Origin of the sequence: Pseudonocardia sp. (genome assembly GCF_035305885.1) — a bacterium.
Taxonomy (GTDB): domain Bacteria; phylum Actinomycetota; class Actinomycetes; order Mycobacteriales; family Pseudonocardiaceae; genus Pseudonocardia.
Genome location: NZ_DATGOP010000133.1, coordinates 38,326 through 63,008, shown reverse-complemented (window position 1 = coordinate 63,008; position 24,683 = coordinate 38,326). Strand labels below are relative to the sequence as shown.

The following is a 24,683-nucleotide window of genomic DNA, read 5'->3' as shown; positions in this document are numbered from 1 at the left end:
ATCCACTTCGACAACATCAAGTACTTCGTGCGGTCCACGGAGAAGCAGGCCGAGTCGTGGGACGACCTGCCCGAGGACATCAAGAACACCTACGACAAGCTGGGCATCCCGGAGGCCGAGAAGCAGCGGCTGATCTCCGGTGTCGCGGCGCAGTACGAGTCCGAGGTGGTCTACCACCAGATTCGTGAGGACCTCGAGGCCCAGGGCGTGATCTTCCTGGACACCGACTCCGGCCTGCGCGAGCACCCCGAGCTGTTCAAGGAGTACTTCGGCTCGGTCGTCCCGGCGGGTGACAACAAGTTCGCCGCACTGAACTCGGCGGTCTGGTCGGGTGGGTCGTTCATCTACGTGCCGCCGGGTGTCCACGTCGACATCCCGCTGCAGGCCTACTTCCGGATCAACACCGAGAACATGGGCCAGTTCGAGCGGACGCTGATCATCGTCGACGAGGGCGCCTACGTGCACTACGTCGAGGGCTGCACCGCTCCGATCTACAAGACCGACTCGCTGCACTCGGCGGTCGTCGAGATCATCGTGAAGAAGGGCGGCCGCTGCCGCTACACGACCATCCAGAACTGGTCGAACAACGTCTACAACCTGGTGACCAAGCGGGCCAAGGCCGAAGAGGGCGCCACCATGGAGTGGGTCGACGGCAACCTCGGCTCCAAGGTCACCATGAAGTACCCGGCCGTGTGGCTGATGGGTGAGCACGCCAAGGGCGAGGTGCTCTCGATCGCGTTCGCGGGCGAGGGCCAGCACCAGGACGCGGGCGCGAAGATGGTGCACCTGGCGCCGCACACGTCGTCGACGATCATCTCGAAGTCGGTGGCGCGCGGCGGCGGCCGCACCTCCTACCGCGGGCTGGTGCAGGTCAACCCGAAGGCCCGCCACTCGAAGTCCACGGTCAAGTGCGACGCGCTCCTGGTCGACACGATCTCGCGGTCCGACACGTACCCGTACGTGGACGTGCGCACCGACGACGTGTCGATGGGCCACGAGGCCACCGTGTCCAAGGTGAGCGAGGACCAGCTGTTCTACCTGATGAGCCGCGGTCTCACCGAGGACGAGGCGATGGCCATGGTCGTGCGCGGGTTCGTCGAGCCCATCGCGCGCGAGCTGCCCATGGAGTACGCGCTCGAGTTGAACCGCCTGATCGAGCTGCAGATGGAGGGCGCAGTCGGATGACGGTGCCGAGCAACGCACCGGAGGTGGCCGGCCTCGCCCCCGAGCTGGCCGGCGCGAAGAAGGGCCAGGGGCAGAGCCCCCTCGCCTCGGCCAGCGAGCGCTTCACCTCCTACGACGTGGAGGCGTTCGAGGTCCCCGGTGGCCGCGAGGAGAACTGGCGGTTCACGCCGCTGCGGCGGCTGCGGGGCCTGCACGACGGCACCGCGCCGCTCGACCACCAGGTCGAGGTCGCGGTCCCGGCCGCCGACGGCGTCACGGTCGAGACCGTGGGTCGCGACGACCCGCGCATCGGGGAGGGCGGCGTCCCCGCCGACCGCGTCGCCGCGGCCGCGTGGTCGGCCTTCCGCGAGGCCACCGTCGTCACCCTCGACGGCACCCCGCAGCCGCTGACGATCACCGTCACCGGCCCGGGGGAGGGGCGCAGCGCCGCAGGCCACCTGCAGCTGCGCACCACCCCGCACACGGAGGCCACCGTGGTGGTCGAGCGGCGCGGCTCCGGCACCGTCGCCGACAACCTCGAGATCGTGCTGGCCGACGCATCCCGGCTGACCCTCGTGGTCACCGAGGAGTGGGCCGACGACGCCGTGCACCTCGGGGCGCACCACGCGTCCGTGGGCCGCGACGCCCGGCTGCACTCCACCGCCGTGGCGTTCGGCGGCGACCTGGTGCGGGTCACCGAGACCGTCACCTACCGCGGGCCCGGCGGCGAGGCCGAGCTGTACGGCCTCGGCTACGCCGACGCGGGCCAGCACCTGGAGCAGCGGCTGTTCGTCGACCACGCCGTGCCGCACTGCCGCTCCAACGTGCTCTACAAGAACGCGCTGCAGGGCGACGGGGCCCACACCGTCTGGATCGGCGACGTGCTGATCCGCGCGGCCGCCGAGGGCACCGAGACCTTCGAGTTCAACCGCAACCTGGTGCTCACCGAGCGCGCCCGCGCCGACTCGGTGCCGAACCTGGAGATCGAGACCGGTGAGATCACCGGCGCCGGGCACGCCAGCGCCACCGGCCGGTTCGACGACGAGCAGCTGTTCTACCTGCAGAGCCGCGGCATCCCCGAGGACGTCGCGCGCCGGCTCGTCGTGCGCGGCTTCTTCGGCGAGATCCTGTCCAAGATCACCATGCCCGAGCTGCGCGAGCGTCTCGAAGCGGCCGTCGAGGCCGAGCTCGCCCTGACCGGCGCCTGAGACCCACCACCACGGAGCGTTCAGAACACATGTCCACCCTTGAGATCAAGGACCTGCGAGTCTCGGTCGCGACCGAGGACGGCGCCAAGGAGATCCTGAAGGGCGTCGACCTCACGGTCCGCACCGGCGAGACGCACGCGATCATGGGCCCCAACGGGTCCGGCAAGTCCACCCTCGCCTACGCGGTCGCGGGTCACCCCAAGTACGAGATCACCTCGGGCAGCGTCACGCTCGACGGTCAGGACCTCCTCGCGCTGTCGGTCGACGAGCGCGCCCGCGCCGGCCTGTTCCTCGCCATGCAGTACCCGGTCGAGGTGCCCGGCGTGTCGATGGCCAACTTCCTGCGCTCGGCGGCCACCGCGGTCCGGGGCGAGGCGCCCAAGCTGCGCACCTGGGTCAAGGAGGTCAAGGACGCCATGCGCGACCTCGACATCGACCCGTCGTTCGCGGACCGCTCGGTGAACGAGGGCTTCTCCGGCGGCGAGAAGAAGCGCCACGAGGTGCTGCAGCTCTCGCTGCTCAAGCCGAAGTTCGCGATCCTCGACGAGACCGACTCGGGCCTCGACGTCGACGCGCTGCGCGTGGTGTCCCAGGGCGTCAACCGCTACCGCTCGAGCGGCGACACCGGCGTGCTGCTGATCACGCACTACACCCGGATCCTGCAGCACATCCGCCCCGACGTGGTGCACGTGTTCGCCGGCGGGCGGGTCGTCGAGTCCGGCGGCCCCGAGCTCGCCGAGGAGCTGGAGCGCGACGGGTACGTGCGGTTCGCCGGGAAGGCCGAGGCGGCGGTCTGATGACCGCGCTCGACGCCCCGGAGGTGACCGGGCTGGACGTCGGGAAGATCCGTTCGGACTTCCCGATCCTCACCCGCACCGTGCGCGACGGTCGACCGCTGGTCTACCTCGACTCGGGGGCCACGTCGCAGCGGCCGCGGCAGGTGCTCGACGCCGAACGGGCCTTCCTCGAGCAGCACAACGCGGCCGTGCACCGCGGGGCCCACCAGCTCGCCGAGGAGGCCACCGACGCCTACGAGGCGGCGCGGGCGCGGATCGCCGCGTTCGTCGGCGCCGACGCGGGTGAGGTGGTGTTCACCAAGAACGCCACCGAAGCGATCAACCTGGTCGCCTACGCGATGGGCAACTCCTCGGTGCGCACCGGGCTCGGCCCCGAGAGCGAGCGCTTCGCGCTCGGCCCGGGCGACGAGATCGTGATCACCGAGCTGGAGCACCACGCCAACCTGGTGCCCTGGCAGGAGCTGTGCCGGCGCACCGGCGCCACGCTGCGCTGGTACTCCGTCGACGACTCCGGCCGCCTCGACCTGGACTCCGTCGAGCTGTCCGAGCGCACCAGGCTGGTGGCGTTCGCCCACCAGTCGAACGTGCTGGGCACGATCCTCCCGGTCGCGGAGCTGGTGCGCCGGGCGCGGGCGGTCGGCGCGCTGACGCTGCTGGACGCCTGCCAGTCGGTGCCGCACATGCCCGTGCACCTGACGAGCCTGGGCGTCGACTTCGCGGCGTTCTCCGGGCACAAGATGCTCGGCCCGTCCGGCATCGGCGTGCTGTACGGGCGCGCGGAGCTGCTCGCCGCGATGCCGCCGTTCCTCACCGGCGGGTCGATGATCGAGCTGGTGCGGATGGAGGGCTCCACCTACGCCCCGCCGCCCCAGCGGTTCGAGGCGGGGGTGCCGATGACCTCGCAGGCCGTGGGCCTGGGCGCCGCGGTCGACTACCTGTCGGGCATCGGCATGGACCGCGTCCACGCACACGAGCTGGCGCTCACCAGGGCCGCCCTGGAGGGCCTGGCCGAGGTGCCCGGCGTGCGCGTCATCGGCCCCCGCTCGCTGGAACAACGCGGTGGCACCGTGGCGTTCGTGGTGGACGGGGTGCACGCCCACGACGTCGGCCAGGTGCTCGACGACCGCGGGGTCGCCGTCCGGGTGGGACACCACTGCGCGTGGCCGTTGCACCGGCGCTTCGGCGTGGCGGCGACCGTGCGGGCCTCCTTCGCGGTGTACAACACCCCCGAGGAGGTCGGCGCGCTGATCGACGGCGTGCGCGCGGCCCGCGAGTTCTTCGGGGTGAGCTAGCGATGCAGCTGGAACAGATGTACCAGGAGATCATCCTGGACCACTACCGGTCGCCGCACGGTGCCGGCCTGCGCGAGCCGTACGACGCCGAGTCGTTCCAGATCAACCCGACCTGCGGCGACGAGATCACGCTGCGGGTCAAGCTGGAGGGAGACAAGATCGCCGACGTCTCCTACGAGACGCTCGGCTGCTCCATCAGCCAGGCGTCGGCCTCGGTGCTCACCGACCTCGTCGTCGGCCGGTCGGTCGAGGAGGCACGCGAGGTGCTGACCGCGTTCCAGGAGATGGCCCAGGGCCGCGGTCAGGTCGAACCGGACGAGGACGTGCTCGGCGACGGCGTCGCGTTCGCCGGTGTCGCCCGCTACCCGGCGCGGGTGAAGTGCGCGCTGCTCGGGTGGATGGCGTTCAAGGACGCGGTCGCCCGCGCGCAGAACGGAGCCGACGCGGGTAGCGTCGAGCATGAGGAGGCAACCGCATGAGCGAGACGGAAGAGGTCGTGCGCGGCGCGGCCGGCATGCCCGAACCGCCGCCGCCCGCCGGCGAGGTCTCCGTCGACGACCTCGAGGAGGCCATGAAGGACGTGGTCGACCCCGAGCTCGGCATCAACGTCGTCGACCTCGGCCTCGTCTACGGCATCAAGGCCGAGAACCGCGTGGCCACGATCGACATGACGCTCACCTCGGCGGCCTGCCCGCTGACCGACGTCATCGAGGAGCAGGCGAGGGGCGCCCTGGTGGGCCCGGGCCTGGTGGACGACCTGAAGATCAACTGGGTCTGGATGCCGCCGTGGGGGCCCGACAAGATCACTGACGAGGGCCGCGAGCAGCTGCGCGCCCTCGGCTTCCGCGTGTAGCCCCACCGGTACTTCAGGAAAGCCACATTCATGAAGCTGGGCTTCGTGAATGTGGCTTTCCTGCACGTGGGGATCGCGCTCAGCCGGCCAGGGCCGCGTCGGCGGCGGCCAGCGCGTGGGTGCGCGCCGTCGCGATCAGGGGCAGTTCGGCCGTCGTGAGGGCGAGCTCCAGCTCCGTGCACGCCAGGGCCACGGCCTGTGCCCCGTCCGCCGCGAGCGCCGCGACCGCGGCCCGCAGCTCGGCCTGGGAGTCCGGGCGCACCTCGCCGACCGTGAGCTCGTCGAAGATGATCGCGTCGACCCGTTCCCGGGTCGCGACGGTCGGCACCACCACCTCGACGCCGTGGCGGGCCAGCCGCTCGGGGTAGAAGCGCTCCTCCAGCACCGGGCGGGTGCCGAGCAGCCCGAGCCGCCGCGCCCCGCGCCGCGCCGCTTCCTCGGCGACCGCGTCGGCGATGTGCAGGAACGGGACGCCAACCGCCTCCTCGATCGCGTTCGCGGCCTTGTGCATGAGGTTCGTCGCGAGCACGAGCAGCTCCGCGCCCGCTCCCACGAGGCCCTCCGCGGCCGTCGCGAGGATCTTCCCGGCCCGCTCCCAGTCGCCGTCGACCTGGCAGCGCCGGATCTCGGCGAAGTCGAGCGAGTGCACCAGCAGGTCGGCGCTGTGGTGCCCGCCCAGCCGGGCCTGCACCCGCTCGTTGATCACCCGGTAGTACTCCGCCGTCGAGTACCAGCTCATCCCGCCCAGCACGCCGATCCGTCGCATGACGGCATCGTGCGGCGGGGCCAGGGGTCATAGGAATCCGTGTTCTCCTTGGACGTTCCATTCGCCATCCTTATGGCGTGGACCCGAGGCGGCTGCTCACGTTCCGCGCGGTCGTGCGCGCCGGCTCGATCAGCGCGGGCGCCCGCGCGCTGGGCTGGACCCAGCCGGCCGTGAGCCAGCAGCTCGCCGCGCTGGAGCGGGAGGCGGGCACCCCGTTGCTGGTGCGCGGGCCGACCGGCGTGGTGCCGACGGAGGCCGGGGCGGCGGTGCTGCGGCACGCCGACGCCGTGGACGCCGCGCTGCGCTCGGCCCGCGAGGAGCTCGACGACCTGGTCGGGCTCGGCGCCGGGACCGTGCGGATGGCGGCGTTCCCGTCGGCGGGGGCCGTCGTCGTGCCCGCGCTCGCCGCGCGGCTGCGCGACCGCGCGCCCGGCGTGCAGCTGCGCGTGGAGGAGGCCGAGCCGCCGGAGGCGGCCGCGCTCGTGCGGTCCAACGCGGTGCACCTGGCGCTCGCCTTCCGCTACCCGAACCAGCCCGCCGAGCCGGACCTGCGCTGGCGCCCACTCGGCGCCGACCCGGTGCGGCTCGTGCTGCCCGCGGGCCACCCGGACGTCGCCGACCTCGCGCAGCTGGCGGACGAGGCGTGGGTGGCCGGGTGCGAGCGCTGCCGCGCCCACCTCGTCGCCACCTGCGCCGGCGCCGGCTTCGCGCCCGACATCCGGCACGTCACCGACGACTACGTCGCCGTGCAGGCGCTCGTCGCCCGCGGGCTCGCGGTGTCGCTGCTGCCGCGGATGGCGCTGTGCGCCGCCGCCGTCGACGGCGTCCGCGCCCAGGCCCACCCCGCGCTCGGCGCGCGGACGGTGGGCGTGCTGCACCGGGCGGGCGTGGAGCGGGTGCCCGCGGTGGCCGCGGCCATCGGTGCCCTCGCCGGCCTCGTGCAGCGCACGTCCGGGGCCCGCGAGGAGGGGAGCGAACCCGCCCCGCGGCGCCCCGGTCGCGGTGACGCGGTCAGCCCTTGACCGCCCCGCCGAAGGCGAACGCCCCGCCGAGCCGGCGCGACAGCACCAGGTACAGCAGCAGCGCGGGCAGCGAGTAGATCAGCGAGTACGCCGCGAGCTGGCCGTAGACCACGTTCCCGTACTGGCTGAAGAACGTGAAGATGCTGACCGACGCGGGCAGCTGGTCGTTGGACAGCAGCAGGATGAAGGGGATGAAGAAGTTGCCCCACAGGTGGATGAACGTGTAGATCGCCACCACCGACAGCCCCGGCCACATCAGCGGCATCACGACCGTGCGCAGCGCCTGCATGGGGGAGGCGCCGTCGGTCCAGGCCGCCTCCTCCAGCTCGATCGGCACCGCGTCCATGAAGTTCTTCGTGAGCCAGATCGCGATCGGCAGCGACGTGGTCGCCATGAACAGGATCGTGCCGAGGAACGTGTCGATCAGGTCGGTCTGCACGAAGAACCCGTAGACCGGCACCATGATCGCGGTGATCGGCAGCCCGGTCGTGAACAGGATCGTGAGCATGAACGGGCGCTTGTACCGCGACTGGTAGCGCGAGAGCGGGTAGGCCGCGAGCACCGCCGCCACGAGCGTGATGAGCGTGGCGCCGCCGCACAGCACGAACCCGTTGAGCATCGGCCGGTAGGTGGTGTCGGTGGTGAGCACCGCCTCGAAGTTGCCCAGGGAGATCTCCTGCGGCAGCGCCACCGACAGCCCCGCCGACTCGTCGAACGCGGCGAGCACCACCCACAGCAGGGGCACCACGAAGCAGGCCGCGATGAGCAGCAGGACGAGGTTGACCACGAGCGCGCTCACCACGTGCGGCGAGCGCCCGCGCCGGCCCGGCGCACGGGTGGCGGCGGGGGCGGGCGCGGCGGTGCGGGCGGGCGTGTCGGTGGTCATGAGATCGACTCCCCGAGTCGCAGCGCCCGCAGGTAGATCACCGAGAAGATCCCGCCGATGCACAGCAGGACCAGCGCGAGCGCGGTGCCGTAGCCGAGGTCGGAGAACTGGAAGGCCTGCTGGTAGGCGTAGACCGGCAGGGTGGCGCTCTGCCCGCTCGGGCCGCCGCGCGTCATCGTCCAGATCAGCCCGAACACCGACAGCGTCTGCAGCGTGATCAGCATGAGGTTGGTCGCGATCGAGCGGCGCACCATCGGCAGGGTCACCGAGAACAGCCGGCGCCAGGTGCCCGCGCCGTCGACGGTGGCGGCCTCCTCGATCTCCTTCGGGACCTCCGACAGCGCCGCCGAGTACACGAGCATGGAGAACGCCGTGCCCCGCCAGATGTTGGCGATCGACACCGCGAGGATCGGCGCGGTGTAGAGCCAGTTCTGCTCCGGCAGGCCCACCCAGGCCAGCGCCCGGTTGAGCGAGCCGCCGTCGCCGAGGAAGGCCGACCACAGGTACCCGGCGACCACCTCGGGCAGCACCCACGCGCCGATCACGATCGCGCTGACGACGGCGCGCACCACCCGGTGCCCGGAGCGCATGAGCAGGGCGAGCACCATGCCGAGCACGTTCTGCCCGATGATCGCCGACAGCACCGTGAACACCACGGTCAGGAACACCGACCGGTGGAACTCGGCGCTGGTGAACGCCCGCCGGAAGTTCTCGAACCCGACGAAGTCCGCCCCGGACGCGCCGGTCAGGGCCATGTCGGTGAACGCGGCCCACACGCAGTACAGGACCGGCCAGGCGAGGAACACCCCGAGCAGCACGACCGACGGCGCGAGCGGCAGGCCGCGCACCAGGGCCCGACCGGCGGAGCCGCCCCGGGGGCGGGCGGCGCCCCCGGGGTTCGCGGCGAGCGTGCTCATGACCCCGCTGCGGCGACGTCCGCCTCGCCCGCGATCGACCGCACCTGGTCGTCGAAGTTGGCCGCGGCCGCCTCGACGTCGGCCGACCCGGTGATCACCGACTCCGTCGCGACCTGGATCTCGTTGGAGATCCGCGGGTACACCGCGTACGCGGGCCGGTAGGTCGTGATCGGCACCAGCGAGGCGAAGAACTCGTTCGACGGGTTGGCCTGGGCGTAGGTGGGGTCGGCCGCCACGTCGGTACGCACCGGGATCTGCACCTCGTCGATGGCGAACCGCAGCTGGTGCTCCCGGTCGTTGATCAGCTTGCTGAACTCCCACGCCAGGTCGGGGTTGTCGGCGTTCTGCGGGATGGCCCACGTCCAGCCGCCGGACATGCTGACCTTGCCGGGGGCCTGGCCGTTCTGCGTCGGCATGCCCGTCCAGCCCATGACCTCGCTCCACTCCGGCCACGGGTGGGCGCCGCTGTCGAGCCAGTTGTTCGACAGCCACGAGCCCTCGACGGCGATCGCGACCTTGCCCTGCGGGATCAGGTCCTGGGCGACGGTGTCGTTCCAGCTGGGGTTGAGCACCTGCTGCGGGGTGGCGCCGAGGCCCTCGGAGTAGACGGTCTGCAGGAAACCCAGGGCGTCGCGGAAGCCCTGGGTGCCGACCAGCCACTTCTGGGTGGCGTGGTCGTAGAGGGTGTCGCCGGTGCCGTAGAGCAGCATCTCGAAGCCCTGCATCGAGGCGGCCTCCCCGAGCGGGGTGCCCGCGTAGATGCTGAGCGGGATGACGTCGTCGGGCGCGGCCGCCTTGATCGCGCGGGCCGCGGCGAGCAGGTCGTCCCAGGCGGTGGGCTGCCAGTCGGTGGGCAGCCCGGCCTGGGCGAACAGCTGCTTGTTGAACCAGATCCCCCGGGTGTCGGTGCCGGTCGGGATGCCGTAGATCTTGCCGTCGAGGGCCCGCCCGGCGCCCTTGGCGGTCTCGGCGAACTGGTCCCAGTCCGGCCACTGCGCGATGTAGTCGTCCAGCGGGCGCAGGTAGCCCGCTTCGATGTCGGAGTTGATGAGGAAGGTGTCCTCGTACACCAGGTCCGGCGAGGTGCGCGGGCTGCGCATCTGCAGCTGCAGCTTCGTCGTGTAGTCGTCGTTGGCCGCGACGATCGGCTGCAGGTCGACCGTGACGCCGGGGTGCGCCCGCTCGAACTCGGCCTTGGCGTCCTCCAGGAAGTTCTCCATCACGTGGTTGTTGCCGAACTGCCGGAAGGTGACGGTGATGGTCGAGTCGTCGCCCGCGTCCCCGCCGCCGCACGCGGCGAGGGTCACCGCCATGAGCCCCGCCGCGGCGAGCGCACCGGCTCTCCGCCACCGCTGCCGTGCCGTCGTCGGCCCTGCTGTCGTTCGCACTCGACTACCTCCGTCTTCCCGCCGTTGGTGACGTGGTTGCGACTCCGGGCGTCACTGCCGCTCCCCGCCCGGGTGGGAGAACCTCAGGGTCACGACCTGGAACGGCCGCAGGGTGAGCTCGACGCCGCCGTCGGCGGGCGCGAGCTCCCCGCCGAGGGGCCGCTCGAGAAGGTCGGTGGTGGTGCAGGCGGTGGCGGGGAAGCCGAGGTCGAGCCGCACGGTCGCCCGCGCGCCGAGCGCCTCGTACAGGCGCACGACGACGTCGCCCGACCGGTCGTCGGCGAGCTTCACCGCCGAGACCACCACCCCGTCGTGGTCGGTGCGCACCAGCGGGGCGACCTCGGCGTCGCCCGGCACCCGGCGCTCGGGCACGTTCAGCCGGTAGCCCTCGCGGGTGGCGGCGGCGAGGTCGGCGCCCGGTACGAGCGCGAACCGCATCCGGTGCACGCCCTGGTCGGTGTCCGGGTCGGGGAAGCGCGGGGCGCGCAGCAGCGACAGGCGCACGGTGGTGGTCGTGCCGCCGTCCGGGCGCACCGTGCGGGTGACGTCGTGGCCGTAGGTCGAGTCGTTGACCAGCGCCACCCCGAACCCGGGCTCGCCGACGTGCAGGTAACGGTGGGCGCAGATCTCGTACTTGGCGGCCTCCCAGCTCGTGTTGGTGTCGGTGGCGCGGTGCACGTAGCCGAACTGGGTCTCCGCCGCGGAGCGGTCTGCGCGCAGGTCGAGCGGGAAGGCGACCTTCAGGAAGGTCTCGGTCTCGTGCCAGTCGACCTCGGTGTCGACGTCGACCCGGCCCGCCCCCGGCGGCAACGAGATCAGCTGGGTCACCCGGGAGCGGCCGAACCGTCGGACCACCCGCACGGCGGCCTCGCCGGTGGGCTCGAGGCGCTCCACGTCGGTCACGTCGGTGCCGGTGCGCCGGTAGCCGTGGTCGACGTCCCACGCGTCGTACTGGGCGGGCAGGTCCGGGTGCAGCTGCAGCAGGTTGCCCGCGCCGCCGGGGGCGATGGCCTCGCGCCGGGTCGCGAGGTCGACCACCGACCGGAGCAGGCCCCGCTCGTCGACCGTCGCGCGGATCAGGCCGTTGTCGAGGACCCATCCGCCGGCGAGCGCGGTGCGGGTGGTGGGCGCGGCCGGCCCGGGCGTCCGGGTGGCCCCGCGTGCGGGCACCCCGCCGCGCGCGTGCGGGGCGGCGTTGAACACGACCTCGCCGCCGGAGGCGGGGTCGCCGGCGAGCGCCCGCTGGGCGGCGGCGATGATCGTCTCGAGCTCCTCGGTCACCCGGGCGTAGGTCTCGCGGCTCTCGCGGTGCACCCAGGCGATCGACGACCCGGGCAGGATGTCGTGGAACTGGTGCAGCAGGACGGTCTTCCAGATCCGGTCCAGCTGCTCGTACGGGTACGGGTGCCCGGTGCGGACGGCGGCGGTGGCCGCCCACAGCTCCGCCTCGTACAGCAGGTGCTCGCTGCGCCGGTTGCCGCGCTTGTTGCCCGCCTGGCTGGTGTAGGTGCCGCGGTGGGTCTCCAGGTACAGCTCGCCGACCCACACGGGCGGATCGGCGTAGTCCTCGGCGGCCTTGGCGAAGAACCGCGCCGGGGGCTCGATCTCCACCCGCGGTGAGCCCTCCAGGTCGCGCAGCCGCGCGGCCCGCGCCAGCATCTCGCGGGTCGGCCCGCCGCCGCCGTCGCCGTGCCCGAACGGGACCAGCGAGCGGTTCGCGACGCCCTTGTCGGCGAAGTTGCGCACGAGGTGGGCCATCTCGGCGCCGGAGAGCGTCGCGTTGTAGGTGTCGACGGGCGGGAAGTGGGTGAAGACGCGGGTGCCGTCGAGGCCCTCCCACTGGAACGTGTGGTGCGGGAAGCGGTTGAACTGGCTCCACGAGATCTTCTGCGTGAGGAACCAGCGCGCGCCCGACAGCCGCACGAGCTGGGGGAGCGCGGCGCTGTAGCCGAACGAGTCCGGCAGCCACACCTCCTCGGTCTCCACGCCGAGCTCGTCGAGGAAGAACCGCTTGCCGTGCACGAACTGGCGGGCGAGCGCCTCGCCGCCGGGCATGTTGGTGTCGGACTCGACCCACATGCCGCCGACCGGCACGAGCCGGCCCTCGGCGACCTTCTTGCGCATCCGCTCCCAGATGTCGGGGCGGTGCTCGCGCATCCACGCCCACTGCTGCGCCGACGACATCGCGAAGACGAAGCCGGGGTCGGCGTCCATGAGCGTGAGGACGTTCGACACCGTCCGCGCCACCTTGCGGACCGTCTCCCGCAGCGGCCACAGCCAGGCCGAGTCGATGTGGGCGTGCCCGACGGCGCTCACGCGGTGGGCGCTCGCGGTGGCCGGGACCGCGAGCGCGGGGGCGAGCAGGGCGCGGACCCGCGCCGCGCTGCCGGGGACGTCGGCCAGGTCGAGGGCGTCGAAGGCGCGCTGCAGGGTGCGCAGGATGTTCCAGCGGCGGGGTTCGTCGACCGGGAGCTCGTGCATGAGCCCGGTGAGCACCTCGACGTCCTGCACGAGCTCCCACACCTGCTCGTCGAACACCGCGAGGACGACCCGGCGCACCCGGTAGAGCGGGTCCGTACCCGCGGTGCGGACCTCGCCCATCCGCGTGCCCACGCCCTGCACGAGCGGGTTGGCCGCGGCCTCGACGTAGAGGTCGACCGGCTCGCCGCCGGCAGCGCTGTCGGCGATGCGCAACCACGTGTTGTACGGGTTGAGGCCCTTGACCGCGGTGCCGTCGGGCCGGTGCACGAGCGCCTCGGCGGAGAAGCCGGGGCGGTCGGTGGCGAATCCCAGGTCGACCACCGCCTCGACCGGGCGGCCCGCCCATTCGGCGGGGACCGTTCCGGTGAGGTGGAACCAGCTCGTGCCCCACGCCGGCCCCCACGGCTCGCCGGGCCGGGCCGGGCGGTAGGGCGCGGCGAGCGCTTCCGCGACGGCGACCGGCTCGCCGGGGGCGTGCCAGACCTCGAGGTCGAGGGGGACGTCCGCGCCGTGGACCGCGGGTCGCAGCCGTTCGCGCAGGATGCGCTCGATGCGCCGCTCGATCAGGACACGGTCGTCGTGCATGCAGCGACTCCTCGGCGAGCCTTTAAGTCCATCGTCTGGAGGAGAAACTAGAGTTCAACGCTTTAATGCGTCAATACTGGGTTCGGCAGCGGCGCCGACGACGAGGAGGACGAGCACTGCGATGGCATCTGGGACCGACGGGCCGCCTCCGGGCGTCGCGTTGTTCGCGTGGGTCAAGCAGGAGCTGCTCGACTCGATCGCCCGCGGCGAGTTCTCGCCCGACGAACCGTTCATCACGCAGCGCGAGATCGTCCAGCGCTTCGGGGTGTCCACGACCACGGCGGTGCGCGCGCTCAACGAGCTGGTCGCCGACGGGGTGGTCGTGCGGCGCCGCGGGCGGGGCACGTTCGTCGCACCGCGCCCGCCGTCGCCGCGGCCCGCGTCGTCGGCCACGCCCGTCGTCGCCTACGTGAGCCCGGATCGCAGGGCGGGCATGCACGACGCCGAGCTGCTCGCGGGCCTGTCGGTCGAGACCTCGGCGCTGGGCTACCAGCTCACGGTGGCCCACACCCGCGGCAGGGAGCACGAGGTGCAGGTGCTGCGGTCGATGGTGGGCCGGGTGCACGCCGTCGTGCTCTTCGCGCACGACCGGTCGGGGGCCGCGGGGGTGGTCGAGGAGCTGCAGCGCGCGGGGGTGGCGACGGTGCTCGTCGACCGGTACCTGCCCGGCCTGCCCACCGACGCAGTGGTGTTCGACGACTTCGCCGTCGGCTACGACGTCACCGCCGCGATGATCGACCGCGGGCACCGCGCGCTGGCCGTGCTGTGGAGCGAGACCGACGTGACGAGCGTGCGGGACCGGCTCGCGGGCCACCGCAGGGCGCTGCGCGACCGCGGTCTGGGGGAGTTCCCCGAGCGGACCGCGCTGCGCCCGTTCGCGCTGCTCGACCCGCCGGCCCGCCGGCGCAGGCTGCGCGCCCTGCTCGAGTCGGGCGACGCGCTCACCGCGCTGCTGTTCGGCAACGCCCCCACGCTCGCGATCGCCGTGTCGGACCTGCTCGACATGGACGTCGACGTCCCCGGGTCGATCGAGCTGGCGAGCATGGACCAGTCCATCCCCGACGCGGTCTCGCCGCTGTCGGTGGTGTCGGCGAGCCTGCCGGCCCGGGAGATGGGCAGGCGGGCGGCGGGGCTGGTGCACGAGCGCCTGCAGGGCGCCGACGGGCCGGCCCGCCACGTGGTGCTGCCCGCCGAGCTGCACGTCGCGGCGCCGGGGCGCAACACGCTCGTGGTGAGCGGCGTCGCCGGGGCCGGTCCGCCCGCGGTTCGCGGGACCTAGCGGCCGCGCTCCAGCCGCCAGGGGTGCAGGTGCCGGTAGCCGCGCACGGCGATCGAGCGCAGCGGCCGCAGCGCGAAGCGCGGGTCGTCGGCGAGGGCCCGGGCCAGCCCGCGGTCGGCGAGCACGGTGCCGGGGCGGGCGTGCCCGGTCAGCCGCGCGGCGATGTTGACCACCTCGCCGTAGACGTCGCCGAAGCGGACCAGCACCGGGCCCGCGGCGAGCCCGATGCGCAGTTCGGGCAGAGCGGGCTCGGCGCGCACCCGGTCCTGCAGCGCGAGCGCGATGCCCGCCCCGTCGGCCGGGTCGTCGGCGACGAACAGGACCTCGTCGCCGACCGTCTTGACGATGCGCCCGTGCCCGTCGGCGATCACCTCGGTGGTGGTGGCGCTGAACCGTTCGATCATCTCCGACAGCTCGGCGGTGGACCGGCGCCGCGTGGTGCGGGTGAACCCGACCATGTCGGCGAACCCGACGACGAGCGGCCAGGTGTCGCCGTCCGGGTCGCCGCCCGCGGTCACGACCATCCGGTGCGCGGCCGCGGCCAGGTGCCTGCGCCAGACGTAGGTCTGCAGCTGCTCGAGCGCGGGCAGGACGGCCGCGGCGATCTCGAGCGAGCCCTCCGGCGTGACCTCCCCGCCCTGTCCCTCGAGCACGCGCACGAGCATCCCGACCTGCCACTCGGCGAGCCGCGACAGCGACTGGGCCATCGCCCGGGCCACGGCCTCGCGCACGCCCGCGTCGAGCACGCCCGCCTCGGTGAGGCGGGTCATGACCCGCACGGCCTCGAGGTCGCGCTCGGTGAACAGGACCTCGTCCTCGCCCGCCTCGGCGAACCCGAGCGCGCGCCACAGCCGCCGCCCGGTCTCCAGGTCGATCCCCGCGGCCTCGACCACGTCGCGGCGGGTGTAACGGCGCGGGGCGCCGAGCACGAGCTCCTCGAGGGCGTCCTCCGGGGTCACGTCACGTGGTGTGCACGATCAGCACGTCGATGCCCGCGCGGCGGGCCACGCCCGACGGCACCGAGCCGAGCAGCCGCCCGCTGAGCGTGTTGAGCCCGCGGTTGCCGACGACGAGCAGGTCGGCGCCGGTGTCGCGCACCGCCTTGCGCAGGACGTCGACCGGCGGACCGTCGTCGGCGAGGGTCCGGATCGAGCGGGCGCCCGCGGCCGCGGCCCGCTCCTCGGCGGTGCGCAGCGTCTCCTCGGCGGGCGTCCAGCCGACCACGAGGTAGGCCTCGTCCTTGAGCGCGTCCTCGGCCTCCGCGGTGTCGCCGGGCGAGGCGGGCGTGTAGGCGCAGACGATGACGAGCTCGGCGTCGCAGTCGGCGGCGACGGCGGCGGCGCGGTCGACGGCGTGGAACGACGTGTCGGAGCCGTCGGTGCCGACGACGATCGTGCGGTAGGCGGGCATCGGGGACCCTCCGGCATCGGGGAACGTGGCCGAGAGGTTACCGCTGGTAGGCGCGCGGCCGCGCAGGCGTCACACCCACGTGGCGGGAAGCAGCGCCGGCGCGATCAGCCGGGCGCGCATCCGGCCGTCCGCGCGGGCGTAGAGCGCGCGCATCGTGGCGGCGGTGCCCGCGAGGTCGGCCCGCGCGGCGAGGTAGCACCAGCGGCGGCGCTGCGGCAGCCCGAAGAACGTCTCGAAGAACGCCACCACCTCGGCAGGCGGCATGCGCAACAGTGCCTCGAGCCCGATCCGCCGGAACCGGTGCACGACCCCGGCGCCGCGCGGCCACACCACCGGCCGCGCCGCGGCGAGGGCGTCCTGCCCGCCCGCGACCGCATCGGCGACCGCGTCGGCGACCCGGGGAGCCAGCCGCAGCGACGTGGCCACCGAGTACCCGGTCGCCGGGTGCACGAGCGGGGCCGCGGCCCCGAAGCCGAGCACCCCGGGCGTGCGGTGGCGGGGCGAGTCGAGCGGGAAGCGAACCGCCTCGGTGGGGGCATCGTGCGGGACGGTGACGCCGTGCCGGGTGAGCCGCGCGGCGAGCCTGCGACGCAGCACGGGCAGCGGCAGGCCGGGCCTGCGGGCGAGGGAGGTCTCCTCCACGAGCACCGCGCCGCCGCCGAGCGGGACCCCGTAGAGGAAGGTGGGCCAGCCGTCCTCGCCGTGGTCGGGGCGCCAGTCCATGAGCAGCGCCGTTCCCGGCGGGACCAGCGGGGCGGCCGCGTCCTCGGCGACGACCACGCCGGCGGCGGTCTGCTCGGCCGCGTCCCGGCGCCGCCCGCCGCGGCGCAGCGGCTGGCGGTGCCCGCCCGCGTCGACGACGAGCGCGGCCCGCAGCCGCCCGCCGTCGGACAGGCGCACGGCGCCGCCCTCCCACCCGGCGGCGCGGCCCCGGCGGACCTCCACCCCGTGGCGGTCGAGCCGGGCGTCGAGGTGGGCGCGCAGCGCGGGGACGTCCAGCACCAGGTAGTCCCAGCCGAGGTCGTGCGCGGTGAGCGCGACCGCGCGGGCGGGCGCCCGCGCGGCGACGACCGAGGCCGGCAACCCGGTGGGCAGCTCCCGGTCCCAGCAGCCGTAGGTGGCCCGCCACGGCGCGTTCGGCGCGGGGTCGAGCAGCACCGTGCGCAGCCCGCGTTCCGCCGTGGCGGCGGCGAGGGCCCGTCCGGCCGGCCCGCCCCCGACGACGAGCACGTCGGCGTGGGTGTCCACACCGGCATCCTGCCCGCCCGCCGCCCGGGACGAACCCCGGCCGCGTTCCGGGAGCCGCGGATCGCGTTCTTCGCGCCCGGACGACCGCCGGCTGCGTGGTCGGGCGACCGGGTACGCCCCGTTCGACGGCTCGGCCCTGCGCCGGCGCACGCGGCCGCCCGGATCACGAAGCCCATCGCCCGGGACCTCCTGGGCACGGCCTAGCCTTCCGCTGTGGCGGATCACCACTCCGTGCTCGACCCGGCCGTCCGACCGTCCGCGCGCGCGGCGCGCCGCTCGGGGGTGGGGGAGTCCGGCGCCGGGCTCGCGGCCAGCCCGTTCCGCGTGGACCGGGACCGGATCGCCGCGTCGCCGTACTTCGCGCGGCTCGCCGGGGTGACCCAGGTGGTGAGCCCGACCGGCGGCGGGCTGCTGCTGCACAACCGGCTCACCCACAGCCTGCAGGTCGCGCAGGTGGCGCGGGCGATCGCCGAGCGGCTGGTCCGCGAGTGCGCCGACCTCGTGGAGCGGCTCGGCGGCTGCGACCCGGACGTCGTCGAGGCCGCCGCCCTCGCCCACGACCTCGGCCACCCGCCGTTCGGCCACCTCGGTGAGCAGGTGCTGGACCGGCTCGGGCGCGAGCGGCTGGGCCTGCCCGACGGGTTCGAGGGCAACGCGCAGGGCTTCCGCGTGGTGACCACCATCGACCTGCACGGGCCCGGCGGGTCCGGTCTCGATCTCACCGCGGCGGTGCGGGCGGCGGTGCTCAAGTACCCGTGGGCCCGCCGCGGCCACCCCGACCCGCACCCCAGCACGGCGCCGACCCCGCCGCGCGGCGCGGGCCCGCTGCCCGGCGCCCCGGAGGCCGGCTCGGCCAAGTTCTCCTGCTACCTCACCGAGCTCGACGACCTCCTCGACTGCCGGGCCGCCGTCGCCTCCGCGGTGGGGCCGTGGCAGCAGACCGTGGAGGCGGCGGTGATGGACACCGCCGACGACGTGGCCTACGCGATCCACGACCTCGAGGACTTCCACCGGGTCGGGGTGCTCGCCCAGCCCGGGGTCGCCGCGGAGCTGGGCGGCTGGCTGCGCGATCGCTCCGCGCTGGCCGCGGCCGAGGAGTCCGCGCTCGGCTCGCTGCGCCCCGGCGCCGACCTGGAGCGGCTGCGCAGGCGGCTGCTCGCCAAGGACGGCTGGGCGTTCGACGACGACGCGTTCGCCGCCGCGGTCGCCGTGGTGCGCGACGAGCTGGTCGACGGGCTGCTCGCGCAGCCGTTCGACGGCTCGATGGCCGCGGAGCGGGCCGTCGCGGAGTTCTCGGCGCGCTGGACGGCCCGGCTCGTGTCCGGCGTGCGGGTGCTGCCCGACCCGCCGGTGCGGGCCGCCCCCGTCACGCTGGACACCGCGCCGTGGCACGAGGTGGCGGTGCTGAAGTTCGTCCACCACCGGTTCGTGCTGCGCCGCGCCGACCTGGCCTCCCACCAGCGCGGCCAGGCGACGGTGCTCACCGGGCTGGTCGGGGCGCTCGCCGACTGGCTCACCGGCGACGACGAGGTCCGCCTCCCGCCCCGGCTGCACGACCTCGTCGCGCTCGCCCACGACGAGTACCGCGCGCTCGCCGCCGACGGCCTGCTCGGCCCCGACCCGGACGTCGACGCGCTAGCCCACGGCCGGGCCGTGGTCGACTACGTGGCCTCGCTGACCGACGGCCAGGCGGGCGCGCTGCTCGACGTGCTGACCGGCCGCTCCGCCCGCCTCTGGGTGGACGCGGTGGCCCTCTAGCCAGGGCCCCGTGGTCAGGCCGAGCCGAGGGAGCCGGTCGCGAGGATGCCGCCGTCCACGCGGACGGTCTCGCCGGTGATCCACGCCGCGGCGTCGGAGACGAGGAACCCGACCAGCCGGGCGACGTCCTCCGGGGTGCCGAGGCGTTTCATCGGGTAGGCGGCGGCGACCGCGTCCTCGTCGTGGGCGTAGAGGGCGGTGGCGAACTTCGTCTTCACCACCGCGGGCGCCACGGCGTTGACCCGGATCGACGGGCCCAGCTGCCAGGCGAGCTCCTCGGTGAGCCGGATGAGCGCGGCCTTCGACGCCCCGTAGGCGCCGATCACGCCGGTGGAGCGCAGGCCCGCCACCGAGGCGAGGTTGACGATGGCGCCGCCGTGCTCGCCCATCCAGGCCTTGTGCGCGAGCTGCACGAACCCGAGCGCGGCGACGACGTTCGTGTCGAAGATCTTGCGGACCGCGTCCAGGTCGGCGTCGACGAGCGGCCCGTAGGTGGGGTTGATCCCGGTGTTGTTGACCAGGATCGCGAGGTTGCCGAACCGCTCGACGGTGCGGTCGACCGCCTCCGCGCGCGCCTCGGCGGATCCGGCGTTGCCCGGGACGGCCAGCACGCGGTCGGGGTCGGCGCCCTTCGCGAGCTCCTCGGCCGCCGCGGTCAGCGCGTCCGGTTTCCGCGCGGTGATCGTCACCGAGGCGCCGCGGCCGAGCAGCTCGCGGGCGATGGCGAACCCGATGCCGCGGCTCGCCCCCGTCACGAGGGCGGCGCGACCGGCGAGATCCTGGGGCACATCGGCGGTGACGTCGGTCATGCCCGCGACCCTACTTCCCGAATTCGCTCGACCCGGCCGGTACTCTGGGAAGCGTGATCATGGTCCGGATCGAGTAGCGGCGCCCGCTTCGGCCGCCCGTTTTCGCTCGTACTGGAGTCTTTCGTGATCACCGCCACCGACCTGGAACTGCGTGCCGGGTCCCGGATCCTGCTGTCCGGGGCCACGCTGCGCGTGCAGCCCGGCGACCGCATCGGCCTCGTCGGCCGCAACGGCGCCGGCAAGACCACCTCGATGCGGGTGCTCGCGGGCGAGGCGGAGCCGTACGGCGGCACGGTCAGCTCGACCGGACCCATCGGCTACCTGCCGCAGGACCCGCGCGAGGGCGACCTGTCCATCCCGGCCCGTGACCGCGTGCTGTCCGCGCGCGGGCTCGACACGCTGCTGCGCCGGATGGAGAAGGCGCAGACCGCGATGGCCGAGCTCGCCGACGAGGCCGAGAACGCCAAGGCGGTGCGCGAGTACGGCCGGCTCGAGGAGCGGTTCGCCGCGCTGGGCGGCTACGCGGCCGAGAGCGAGGCCGCGCGCATCTGCACCCACCTCGGCCTGCCGGAGCGGGTGCTCTCCCAGCCGATGGCCACGCTCTCGGGCGGCCAGCGCCGCCGGGTGGAACTCGCCCGCATCCTGTTCGCCGCGTCCGACGGCGGCAGCCAGAGCGCCACCACGCTGCTGCTCGACGAGCCCACCAACCACCTCGACGCCGACTCGATCGCGTGGCTGCGGTCGTTCCTGTCCTCTCACGAGGGCGGGCTCGTCGTGATCAGCCACGACACCGAGCTGCTCGCCGCGGTGGTCAACAAGGTGTGGTTCCTCGACGCCACCCGCGCCGAGGTCGACGTCTACAACATGGACTGGGCGCGCTACCTGCAGGCGCGCGCCACCGACGAGAAGCGCCGCCGCCGCGAGCGGGCCAACGCCGAGAAGAAGGCCGCCGCGCTGCACGCCCAGGCGGCCAAGATGGGCGCCAAGGCCACGAAGGCGGTGGCGGCGAAGAACATGGCCCGCCGCGCCGACCAGCTGCTCGCGCGCCTGGAGCCGGAGCGGAAGGCCGAGCGGGTCGCGAAGATCCGCTTCCCGGAGCCGGCGCCGTGCGGGCGCACCCCGCTCACCGCGGAGGGTCTGTCGAAGTCGTTCGGGTCCCTCGAGGTGTTCACGGGCGTCGACCTGGCCGTCGACCGTGGCGCGAAGGTGGTCGTGCTGGGCCTCAACGGCGCGGGCAAGACCACCCTGCTGCGGCTGCTCGCCGGCATGGAGACCCCCGACTCGGGGCGGGTCGTGCCGGGTCACGGGCTGCGCACCGGGTACTTCGCGCAGGAGCACGACACCCTCGACATGGACGCCACGGTCTGGGAGAACGCCCGGCACGCCTCGCCGGACACCCCCGAGCAGCAGCTGCGCACGCTGCTGGGGGCGTTCATGTTCTCCGGCGAGCAGCTCGAGCAGCCCGCGGGCACGCTGTCCGGCGGCGAGCGCACCCGGCTCGCGCTCGCCTGCCTGGTCTCGAGCGCGGCCAACGTGCTGCTGCTCGACGAGCCGACCAACAACCTCGACCCCGCGAGCCGGGAGCAGGTGCTCGACGCGCTGCGCCGCTTCACGGGGGCGGTCGTGCTCGTCACGCACGACCCGGGGGCGGTCGAGGCACTGAGTCCCGACAAGGTCATCGTGCTGCCGGACGGCACCGAGGACCACTGGTCGGCGGATTATCTCGAGCTCGTCCAGTTGGCCTGATCGGGCGATTTCTCCCGGCGTGTCCGACCACCCGATCGGGGTGATTTTTCCCGGGGCTCGGGCCGGCTCCGCGGACCCGAAACGTTCCAACTGATCGTCGCTGCGCTCCGGGGGTGACGAGCAGGTGGCGACGGGGTGACAATCGAGGGTGCGGAGTGCGGCAATGATCACCCGGACGCGTGATCCATTCGGCGGAACCGTTCGGCGATCACCGAGTGGATCTCCTGGCGACGGGTAGTCCTGTGGACGATCATTGCCCCACCGGGGGGAGCCGGAAACGATCCGCCTGCGGTCCGCGCAGGCGGGTGAAGGAGATCGAGTGTCATGGCCGATCTGAAGAAGGGTGCTCGGATCACCGGGACCCAGCGCGACAAGCTCGCCACCGATCTGAAGAAGAAGTACGAGAAGGGCGCCAGCATCCGCGCGCTGGCCGAGCAGACCGGCCGGTCGTACGGGTTCGTGCACCGCGTGCTCTCCGAGACCGGCGTCACGCTGCGCGGCCGCGGCGGGGCCACGCGCACGAAGAAGAAGTAGCCCGGGGGAGCGGGCGCTCAGGCCCGCTCCCTACTCCGGGGTAACCTGCCGCCATGACGACGGCGGCGATCGACCCGGAGCTCCTTCGACGCGGCGGGCTCGAGCTCGGCGTCGACGGTCCGCGAGCGACGATCACGCTCGCGCGGCCGGAGGCGCTGAACGCGCAGACCCCGCACACGTGGGAGGCGCTCCGGGCGATCGGTGAGGCGTTGGCCGACGACGTCCGCGCCGTGGTGGTCCGCGGCGCGGGCCGGGCCTTCTCCGCGGGGCTCGACAAGCGGTACTTCGCCTCCGCCGAGGTGGACGGACGGCCGGGCATCACCGGCATCGCCGCGATGCCCGACGACGAGGCCGACACCACCATCGCCGCCTTCCAGAGCGGGTTCACGTGGCTGCGCGATCCCGCGCGGCTCACGGTGGCCGCGGTGCAGGGCCACGCGATCGGGGCCGGGTTCCAGCTCGCGCTGGCCTGCGACCTGCGCATCGTCGCCGACGACGTGCAGTTCTGCATGGCCGAGACGAGCCTGGGCATCGTCCCCGACCTCGGCGGCACCTACCCGCTCGTCCACGCGGTCGGGTACGCCCGCGCGGTCGAGATCTGCCTGTCCGGGCGCCGCGTCGGCGCGGACGAGGCGGTGGCGATCGGGCTCGCGCAGCGCGCGGTGCCCGCCGCCGAGCTCGACGCCGCCGTGGACGAGACCGTCGCCGGGCTGCTGGCCGCGCCGCCGAAGGCCGCCGCGGAGACGCTCGGCCTGCTCGCGGGCATCGCGGAGGGCGCCGACCCCGCCGCGGCCCTCGCCGCGGAGCGGGCGGCCCAGCTGCGCAGGCTCCGCTCGCTCGCGGCGGGCGAGGGCTGACGCCCCGTCCCCTTTCCGACGAACGGCGCGTTCGTCGGAAAGGTCGCGACGAACGCGCCGTTCGTCGGGATCAGGCGTGGGTGGTCGCCTGGCGCGGCGTCGGGAAGCCGCCGACGGCCTGCTCGAACGTGTGGGCCACGCGGAGCACGTCCGCGTCGGCGAAGTGCTTCCCGATGATCATCATGCCGACCGGGAGGCCGCCGGCCACTCCTGCGGGCACGGAGCAGGCCGGGTGGCCGGTCACGTCCGTGACGCAGGTGTTGGCGATCATCTCCAGCGCCCGCGGGATCACCTCCTCGCGCGGCGCGTCGGGCCCGGGCAGCTGCGTGGCCCGCAGCGGCAGGGTGGGCATGACGAGGACGTCGTAGCGGGCGAGCGCTTCGTCGTAGGCGGCGCGCAGCCGCGGCACGAGGTTGCGCGCCATCGCGTAGTGCCGACCGTGCTGCCGGTCGACCGCGTACCGGCCGGCGAGCAGGACGAACTTGACGGTCTCGGAGAACCGGCTGCCGTCGGCGCGCCACCGGCGGCCGTAGTGCTCGACGACCTCCGGGTCGTAGCGGCCGTCCCAGTTCATGCCGTAGCCGTTGCCGTCGACCATCTGGTTCATGGCGCCCTCGGTGGCGATGACGTCCCAGATGCGCGCGCCGTGCGCGTGCCACGGGATCGAGACCTCCTCGGCGGTGAGGCCCGCGCCGCGCAGCACGTCGACCCCCGCGCGCACGGCGTCGTCGACCTCGGCCTCCGAGTTGGGGTGGCCGAAGCCCTCCCGCACCACGCCGACGCGCATGCCCTCCGCGCCGCGGGCGAGCGCGCCGACGTAGTCGTCGGGCACCAGGTCGCGCGGCTGGCGGGGGTCGAGGCCGTCGGGGCCCGCCAGGACCGAGAGCATGAGGGCGGCGTCGGCCACGGTCCGGGTCATCGGGCCGATGTGGTCGATGGTCTGCTCGATCGGGAACGCGCCGGTGTAGGGGACGAGGCCGAAGGTGGGCTTGTGGCCGACGATGCCGCTGTAGGCGGCCGGGATGCGCACCGACCCGCCCTGGTCGCCACCGGTGGCGAGGTCGACGACGCCGCCCGCGACCAGCGCGGCGCTCCCGGAGGACGAGCCGCCCGCGGAGCGGGTCTCGTCCCACGGGTTGCGCACGGGTGCGGGGCGGGAGGTGTGCGAGCCACCGGAGAAGCAGAGGTCCTCGCAGACGGCCTTGCCGGCGATGGTGGCGCCTGCGGCGAGCAGCCTGCTCACGACCGTGGCGTCGCGCAGCGGGACGTAGCCCTCGAGGTACGCCGAGCCGTTCATCATCGGCACGCCCGCGACCGCCGTGTTGTCCTTGATCGCGACGGTGCGGCCGGCGAGCGGGCCCTCGCCGCCCTCGGTGATCTCCGTGGTGACGTACCAGGCGCCGTAGGGGTTGTCGGCGTCGTCGGGCCGCTGCCACGCCCGCTCGGGGGCGGCGGGAGCCGACTCCTGGTAGAGCTGCTCCACGACCTCCCACGAGGCCAGCAGGCCGTGGACGAACGGGCTGAACGAGTCCAGGTCGGCCTCCGACAGGCCGAGGCCGTAGCGCTCCGCGGCGGCGGCGAGCGCGGCGCGGTCGGGTGGGTCGAGCGGCATGGTGACCTCCTTCAGCGGGGTGGTCAGACCGTAATACGTACGCGGGAGTAGATGGAGCGCTCCGCGTGTTG

22 protein-coding genes are annotated in these 24,683 nt (G+C 73.8%); 12 read left to right on the top strand and 10 right to left on the bottom strand.

All coding sequences use genetic code 11. The annotated features are described in order from the left end of the window. From sufB to VKZ81_RS30825, 6 genes are all read left to right on the top strand, one after another. On the top strand, positions 1-1,185 hold a 1,185-nt coding region (gene sufB / locus VKZ81_RS30850), incomplete at its 5' end, for a Fe-S cluster assembly protein SufB (RefSeq protein WP_324245261.1). Then, a complete protein-coding gene (gene sufD, locus VKZ81_RS30845) occupies positions 1,182-2,372 on the top strand; it encodes a Fe-S cluster assembly protein SufD (protein ID WP_324245260.1) in 1,191 nt (396 codons plus the stop codon). The genes sufB and sufD, both read left to right, overlap by 4 nt. 29 nt (positions 2,373-2,401) lie before the next feature. Next, positions 2,402-3,169 carry a Fe-S cluster assembly ATPase SufC gene (gene sufC, locus VKZ81_RS30840; protein WP_324245259.1) on the top strand — a complete coding sequence of 256 codons (768 nt, stop codon included), beginning with the start codon at positions 2,402-2,404 and terminating at the stop codon, positions 3,167-3,169. Next, positions 3,169-4,461 carry a cysteine desulfurase gene (locus tag VKZ81_RS30835; protein ID WP_324245258.1) on the top strand — a complete coding sequence of 431 codons (1,293 nt, stop codon included), beginning with the start codon at positions 3,169-3,171 and terminating at the stop codon, positions 4,459-4,461. Before sufC ends, VKZ81_RS30835 begins: the two co-directional genes overlap by 1 nt. 2 nt (positions 4,462-4,463) lie before the next feature. Then, positions 4,464-4,940 (top strand): Fe-S cluster assembly sulfur transfer protein SufU, encoded by a 477-nt coding sequence (sufU, locus tag VKZ81_RS30830; protein ID WP_324245257.1) that lies wholly within the window; start codon positions 4,464-4,466, stop codon positions 4,938-4,940. After that, entirely contained in the window at positions 4,937-5,314 is a 378-nt protein-coding gene (locus tag VKZ81_RS30825; protein WP_324245256.1) for a metal-sulfur cluster assembly factor, read from the top strand. Before sufU ends, VKZ81_RS30825 begins: the two co-directional genes overlap by 4 nt. Positions 5,315-5,393: 79 nt before the next feature. Here VKZ81_RS30825 and VKZ81_RS30820 read toward each other — a convergent pair whose 3' ends face one another. Continuing rightward, a complete protein-coding gene (locus VKZ81_RS30820; RefSeq protein WP_324245255.1) occupies positions 5,394-6,080 on the bottom strand; it encodes an aspartate/glutamate racemase family protein in 687 nt (228 codons plus the stop codon). A 77-nt stretch (positions 6,081-6,157) separates the two neighbouring features. Here VKZ81_RS30820 and VKZ81_RS30815 point away from each other — a divergent pair, with 77 nt between their 5' ends. Then, positions 6,158-7,102 (top strand): LysR family transcriptional regulator, encoded by a 945-nt coding sequence (locus VKZ81_RS30815; protein WP_324245254.1) that lies wholly within the window; start codon positions 6,158-6,160, stop codon positions 7,100-7,102. Here VKZ81_RS30815 and VKZ81_RS30810 read toward each other — a convergent pair. Genes VKZ81_RS30810 through VKZ81_RS30795 form a run of 4 tightly spaced genes read right to left on the bottom strand, consistent with a single transcriptional unit; the run spans position 7,092 to position 13,359 of the window. Next, positions 7,092-7,988: a carbohydrate ABC transporter permease gene (locus VKZ81_RS30810; RefSeq protein WP_324245253.1), complete on the bottom strand. Its 897-nt coding sequence runs from the start codon at positions 7,986-7,988 to the stop codon at positions 7,092-7,094. The genes VKZ81_RS30815 and VKZ81_RS30810 overlap by 11 nt on opposite strands. Further along, the gene (locus VKZ81_RS30805) at positions 7,985-8,905 is read right to left on the bottom strand and encodes a carbohydrate ABC transporter permease (RefSeq protein ID WP_324245252.1); all 921 of its coding nucleotides are present in this window, start codon (positions 8,903-8,905) and stop codon (positions 7,985-7,987) included. The genes VKZ81_RS30810 and VKZ81_RS30805 overlap by 4 nt, the downstream gene beginning before the upstream one ends. Beyond that, positions 8,902-10,293, bottom strand: a complete 1,392-nt coding sequence (locus tag VKZ81_RS30800) for an extracellular solute-binding protein (protein ID WP_324245251.1) — start codon at positions 10,291-10,293, stop codon at positions 8,902-8,904. The genes VKZ81_RS30805 and VKZ81_RS30800 overlap by 4 nt, the downstream gene beginning before the upstream one ends. A 51-nt stretch (positions 10,294-10,344) precedes the next feature. Further along, positions 10,345-13,359, bottom strand: coding sequence for an alpha-mannosidase (locus tag VKZ81_RS30795; RefSeq protein WP_324245250.1), 3,015 nt, complete (start codon positions 13,357-13,359; stop codon positions 10,345-10,347). Between the two features lie 121 nt (positions 13,360-13,480). On the opposite strand from VKZ81_RS30795, the gene VKZ81_RS30790 reads away from it, so the two are divergent. Continuing rightward, positions 13,481-14,638, top strand: a complete 1,158-nt coding sequence (locus VKZ81_RS30790; protein WP_324245249.1) for a substrate-binding domain-containing protein — start codon at positions 13,481-13,483, stop codon at positions 14,636-14,638. On the opposite strand, the gene VKZ81_RS30785 is transcribed toward VKZ81_RS30790, so the two are convergent. The 3 genes from VKZ81_RS30785 to VKZ81_RS30775 all read right to left on the bottom strand — a co-directional run bounded on the left by VKZ81_RS30785 (position 14,635) and on the right by VKZ81_RS30775 (position 17,296). Then, positions 14,635-15,597, bottom strand: a complete 963-nt coding sequence (locus tag VKZ81_RS30785; protein WP_324245248.1) for an adenylate/guanylate cyclase domain-containing protein — start codon at positions 15,595-15,597, stop codon at positions 14,635-14,637. The genes VKZ81_RS30790 and VKZ81_RS30785 overlap by 4 nt on opposite strands. Before the next feature lies 1 nt (position 15,598). Then, positions 15,599-16,048, bottom strand: a complete 450-nt coding sequence (locus VKZ81_RS30780) for a universal stress protein (RefSeq protein WP_324245247.1) — start codon at positions 16,046-16,048, stop codon at positions 15,599-15,601. 69 nt (positions 16,049-16,117) lie between these two features. Continuing rightward, entirely contained in the window at positions 16,118-17,296 is a 1,179-nt protein-coding gene (locus VKZ81_RS30775) for a lycopene cyclase family protein (RefSeq protein WP_324245246.1), read from the bottom strand. A gap of 231 nt (positions 17,297-17,527) precedes the next feature. Between VKZ81_RS30775 and VKZ81_RS30770 the strand changes: the two genes are divergently transcribed. Beyond that, positions 17,528-19,054, top strand: a complete 1,527-nt coding sequence (locus tag VKZ81_RS30770; RefSeq protein WP_414709519.1) for a deoxyguanosinetriphosphate triphosphohydrolase family protein — start codon at positions 17,528-17,530, stop codon at positions 19,052-19,054. Between the two features lie 14 nt (positions 19,055-19,068). Here the strand turns inward: VKZ81_RS30770 and VKZ81_RS30765 are convergent, their stop codons facing one another. Then, positions 19,069-19,863, bottom strand: a complete 795-nt coding sequence (locus tag VKZ81_RS30765) for an SDR family oxidoreductase (protein WP_324245245.1) — start codon at positions 19,861-19,863, stop codon at positions 19,069-19,071. A 123-nt stretch (positions 19,864-19,986) separates the two neighbouring features. Between VKZ81_RS30765 and VKZ81_RS30760 the strand changes: the two genes are divergently transcribed. The 3 genes from VKZ81_RS30760 (at position 19,987) to VKZ81_RS30750 (ending at position 23,000) form a co-directional block, all read left to right on the top strand. Then, the gene (locus tag VKZ81_RS30760) at positions 19,987-21,609 is read left to right on the top strand and encodes an ABC-F family ATP-binding cassette domain-containing protein (RefSeq protein ID WP_324245244.1); all 1,623 of its coding nucleotides are present in this window, start codon (positions 19,987-19,989) and stop codon (positions 21,607-21,609) included. A gap of 324 nt (positions 21,610-21,933) precedes the next feature. After that, entirely contained in the window at positions 21,934-22,143 is a 210-nt protein-coding gene (locus tag VKZ81_RS30755; RefSeq protein ID WP_028932228.1) for a helix-turn-helix domain-containing protein, read from the top strand. Positions 22,144-22,196: 53 nt separating this feature from the next. Further along, positions 22,197-23,000 (top strand): enoyl-CoA hydratase/isomerase family protein, encoded by an 804-nt coding sequence (locus VKZ81_RS30750; RefSeq protein ID WP_324245243.1) that lies wholly within the window; start codon positions 22,197-22,199, stop codon positions 22,998-23,000. 70 nt (positions 23,001-23,070) lie between these two features. Here VKZ81_RS30750 and VKZ81_RS30745 read toward each other — a convergent pair whose 3' ends face one another. After that, complete coding sequence (locus tag VKZ81_RS30745) at positions 23,071-24,612, bottom strand: amidase (protein WP_324245242.1); 1,542 nt, start codon at positions 24,610-24,612, stop codon at positions 23,071-23,073. Between the last annotated feature and the right edge of the window lie 71 nt (positions 24,613-24,683).

Coding starts and splice junctions, on each gene's coding strand:
- VKZ81_RS30810 (WP_324245253.1), bottom strand. CDS start 7,988: ATGACCACCGACACGCCCGCCCGCACCGCCGCGCCCGCCCCCGCCGCC.
- VKZ81_RS30805 (WP_324245252.1), bottom strand. CDS start 8,905: ATGAGCACGCTCGCCGCGAACCCCGGGGGCGCCGCCCGCCCCCGGGGC.
- sufU (WP_324245257.1), top strand. CDS start 4,464: ATGCAGCTGGAACAGATGTACCAGGAGATCATCCTGGACCACTACCGG.
- VKZ81_RS30825 (WP_324245256.1), top strand. CDS start 4,937: ATGAGCGAGACGGAAGAGGTCGTGCGCGGCGCGGCCGGCATGCCCGAA.
- VKZ81_RS30780 (WP_324245247.1), bottom strand. CDS start 16,048: ATGCCCGCCTACCGCACGATCGTCGTCGGCACCGACGGCTCCGACACG.
- VKZ81_RS30755 (WP_028932228.1), top strand. CDS start 21,934: ATGGCCGATCTGAAGAAGGGTGCTCGGATCACCGGGACCCAGCGCGAC.
- VKZ81_RS30765 (WP_324245245.1), bottom strand. CDS start 19,863: ATGACCGACGTCACCGCCGATGTGCCCCAGGATCTCGCCGGTCGCGCC.
- VKZ81_RS30820 (WP_324245255.1), bottom strand. CDS start 6,080: ATGCGACGGATCGGCGTGCTGGGCGGGATGAGCTGGTACTCGACGGCG.
- VKZ81_RS30745 (WP_324245242.1), bottom strand. CDS start 24,612: ATGCCGCTCGACCCACCCGACCGCGCCGCGCTCGCCGCCGCCGCGGAG.
- sufC (WP_324245259.1), top strand. CDS start 2,402: ATGTCCACCCTTGAGATCAAGGACCTGCGAGTCTCGGTCGCGACCGAG.
- VKZ81_RS30795 (WP_324245250.1), bottom strand. CDS start 13,359: ATGCACGACGACCGTGTCCTGATCGAGCGGCGCATCGAGCGCATCCTG.
- VKZ81_RS30750 (WP_324245243.1), top strand. CDS start 22,197: ATGACGACGGCGGCGATCGACCCGGAGCTCCTTCGACGCGGCGGGCTC.
- VKZ81_RS30790 (WP_324245249.1), top strand. CDS start 13,481: ATGGCATCTGGGACCGACGGGCCGCCTCCGGGCGTCGCGTTGTTCGCG.
- VKZ81_RS30835 (WP_324245258.1), top strand. CDS start 3,169: ATGACCGCGCTCGACGCCCCGGAGGTGACCGGGCTGGACGTCGGGAAG.
- sufD (WP_324245260.1), top strand. CDS start 1,182: ATGACGGTGCCGAGCAACGCACCGGAGGTGGCCGGCCTCGCCCCCGAG.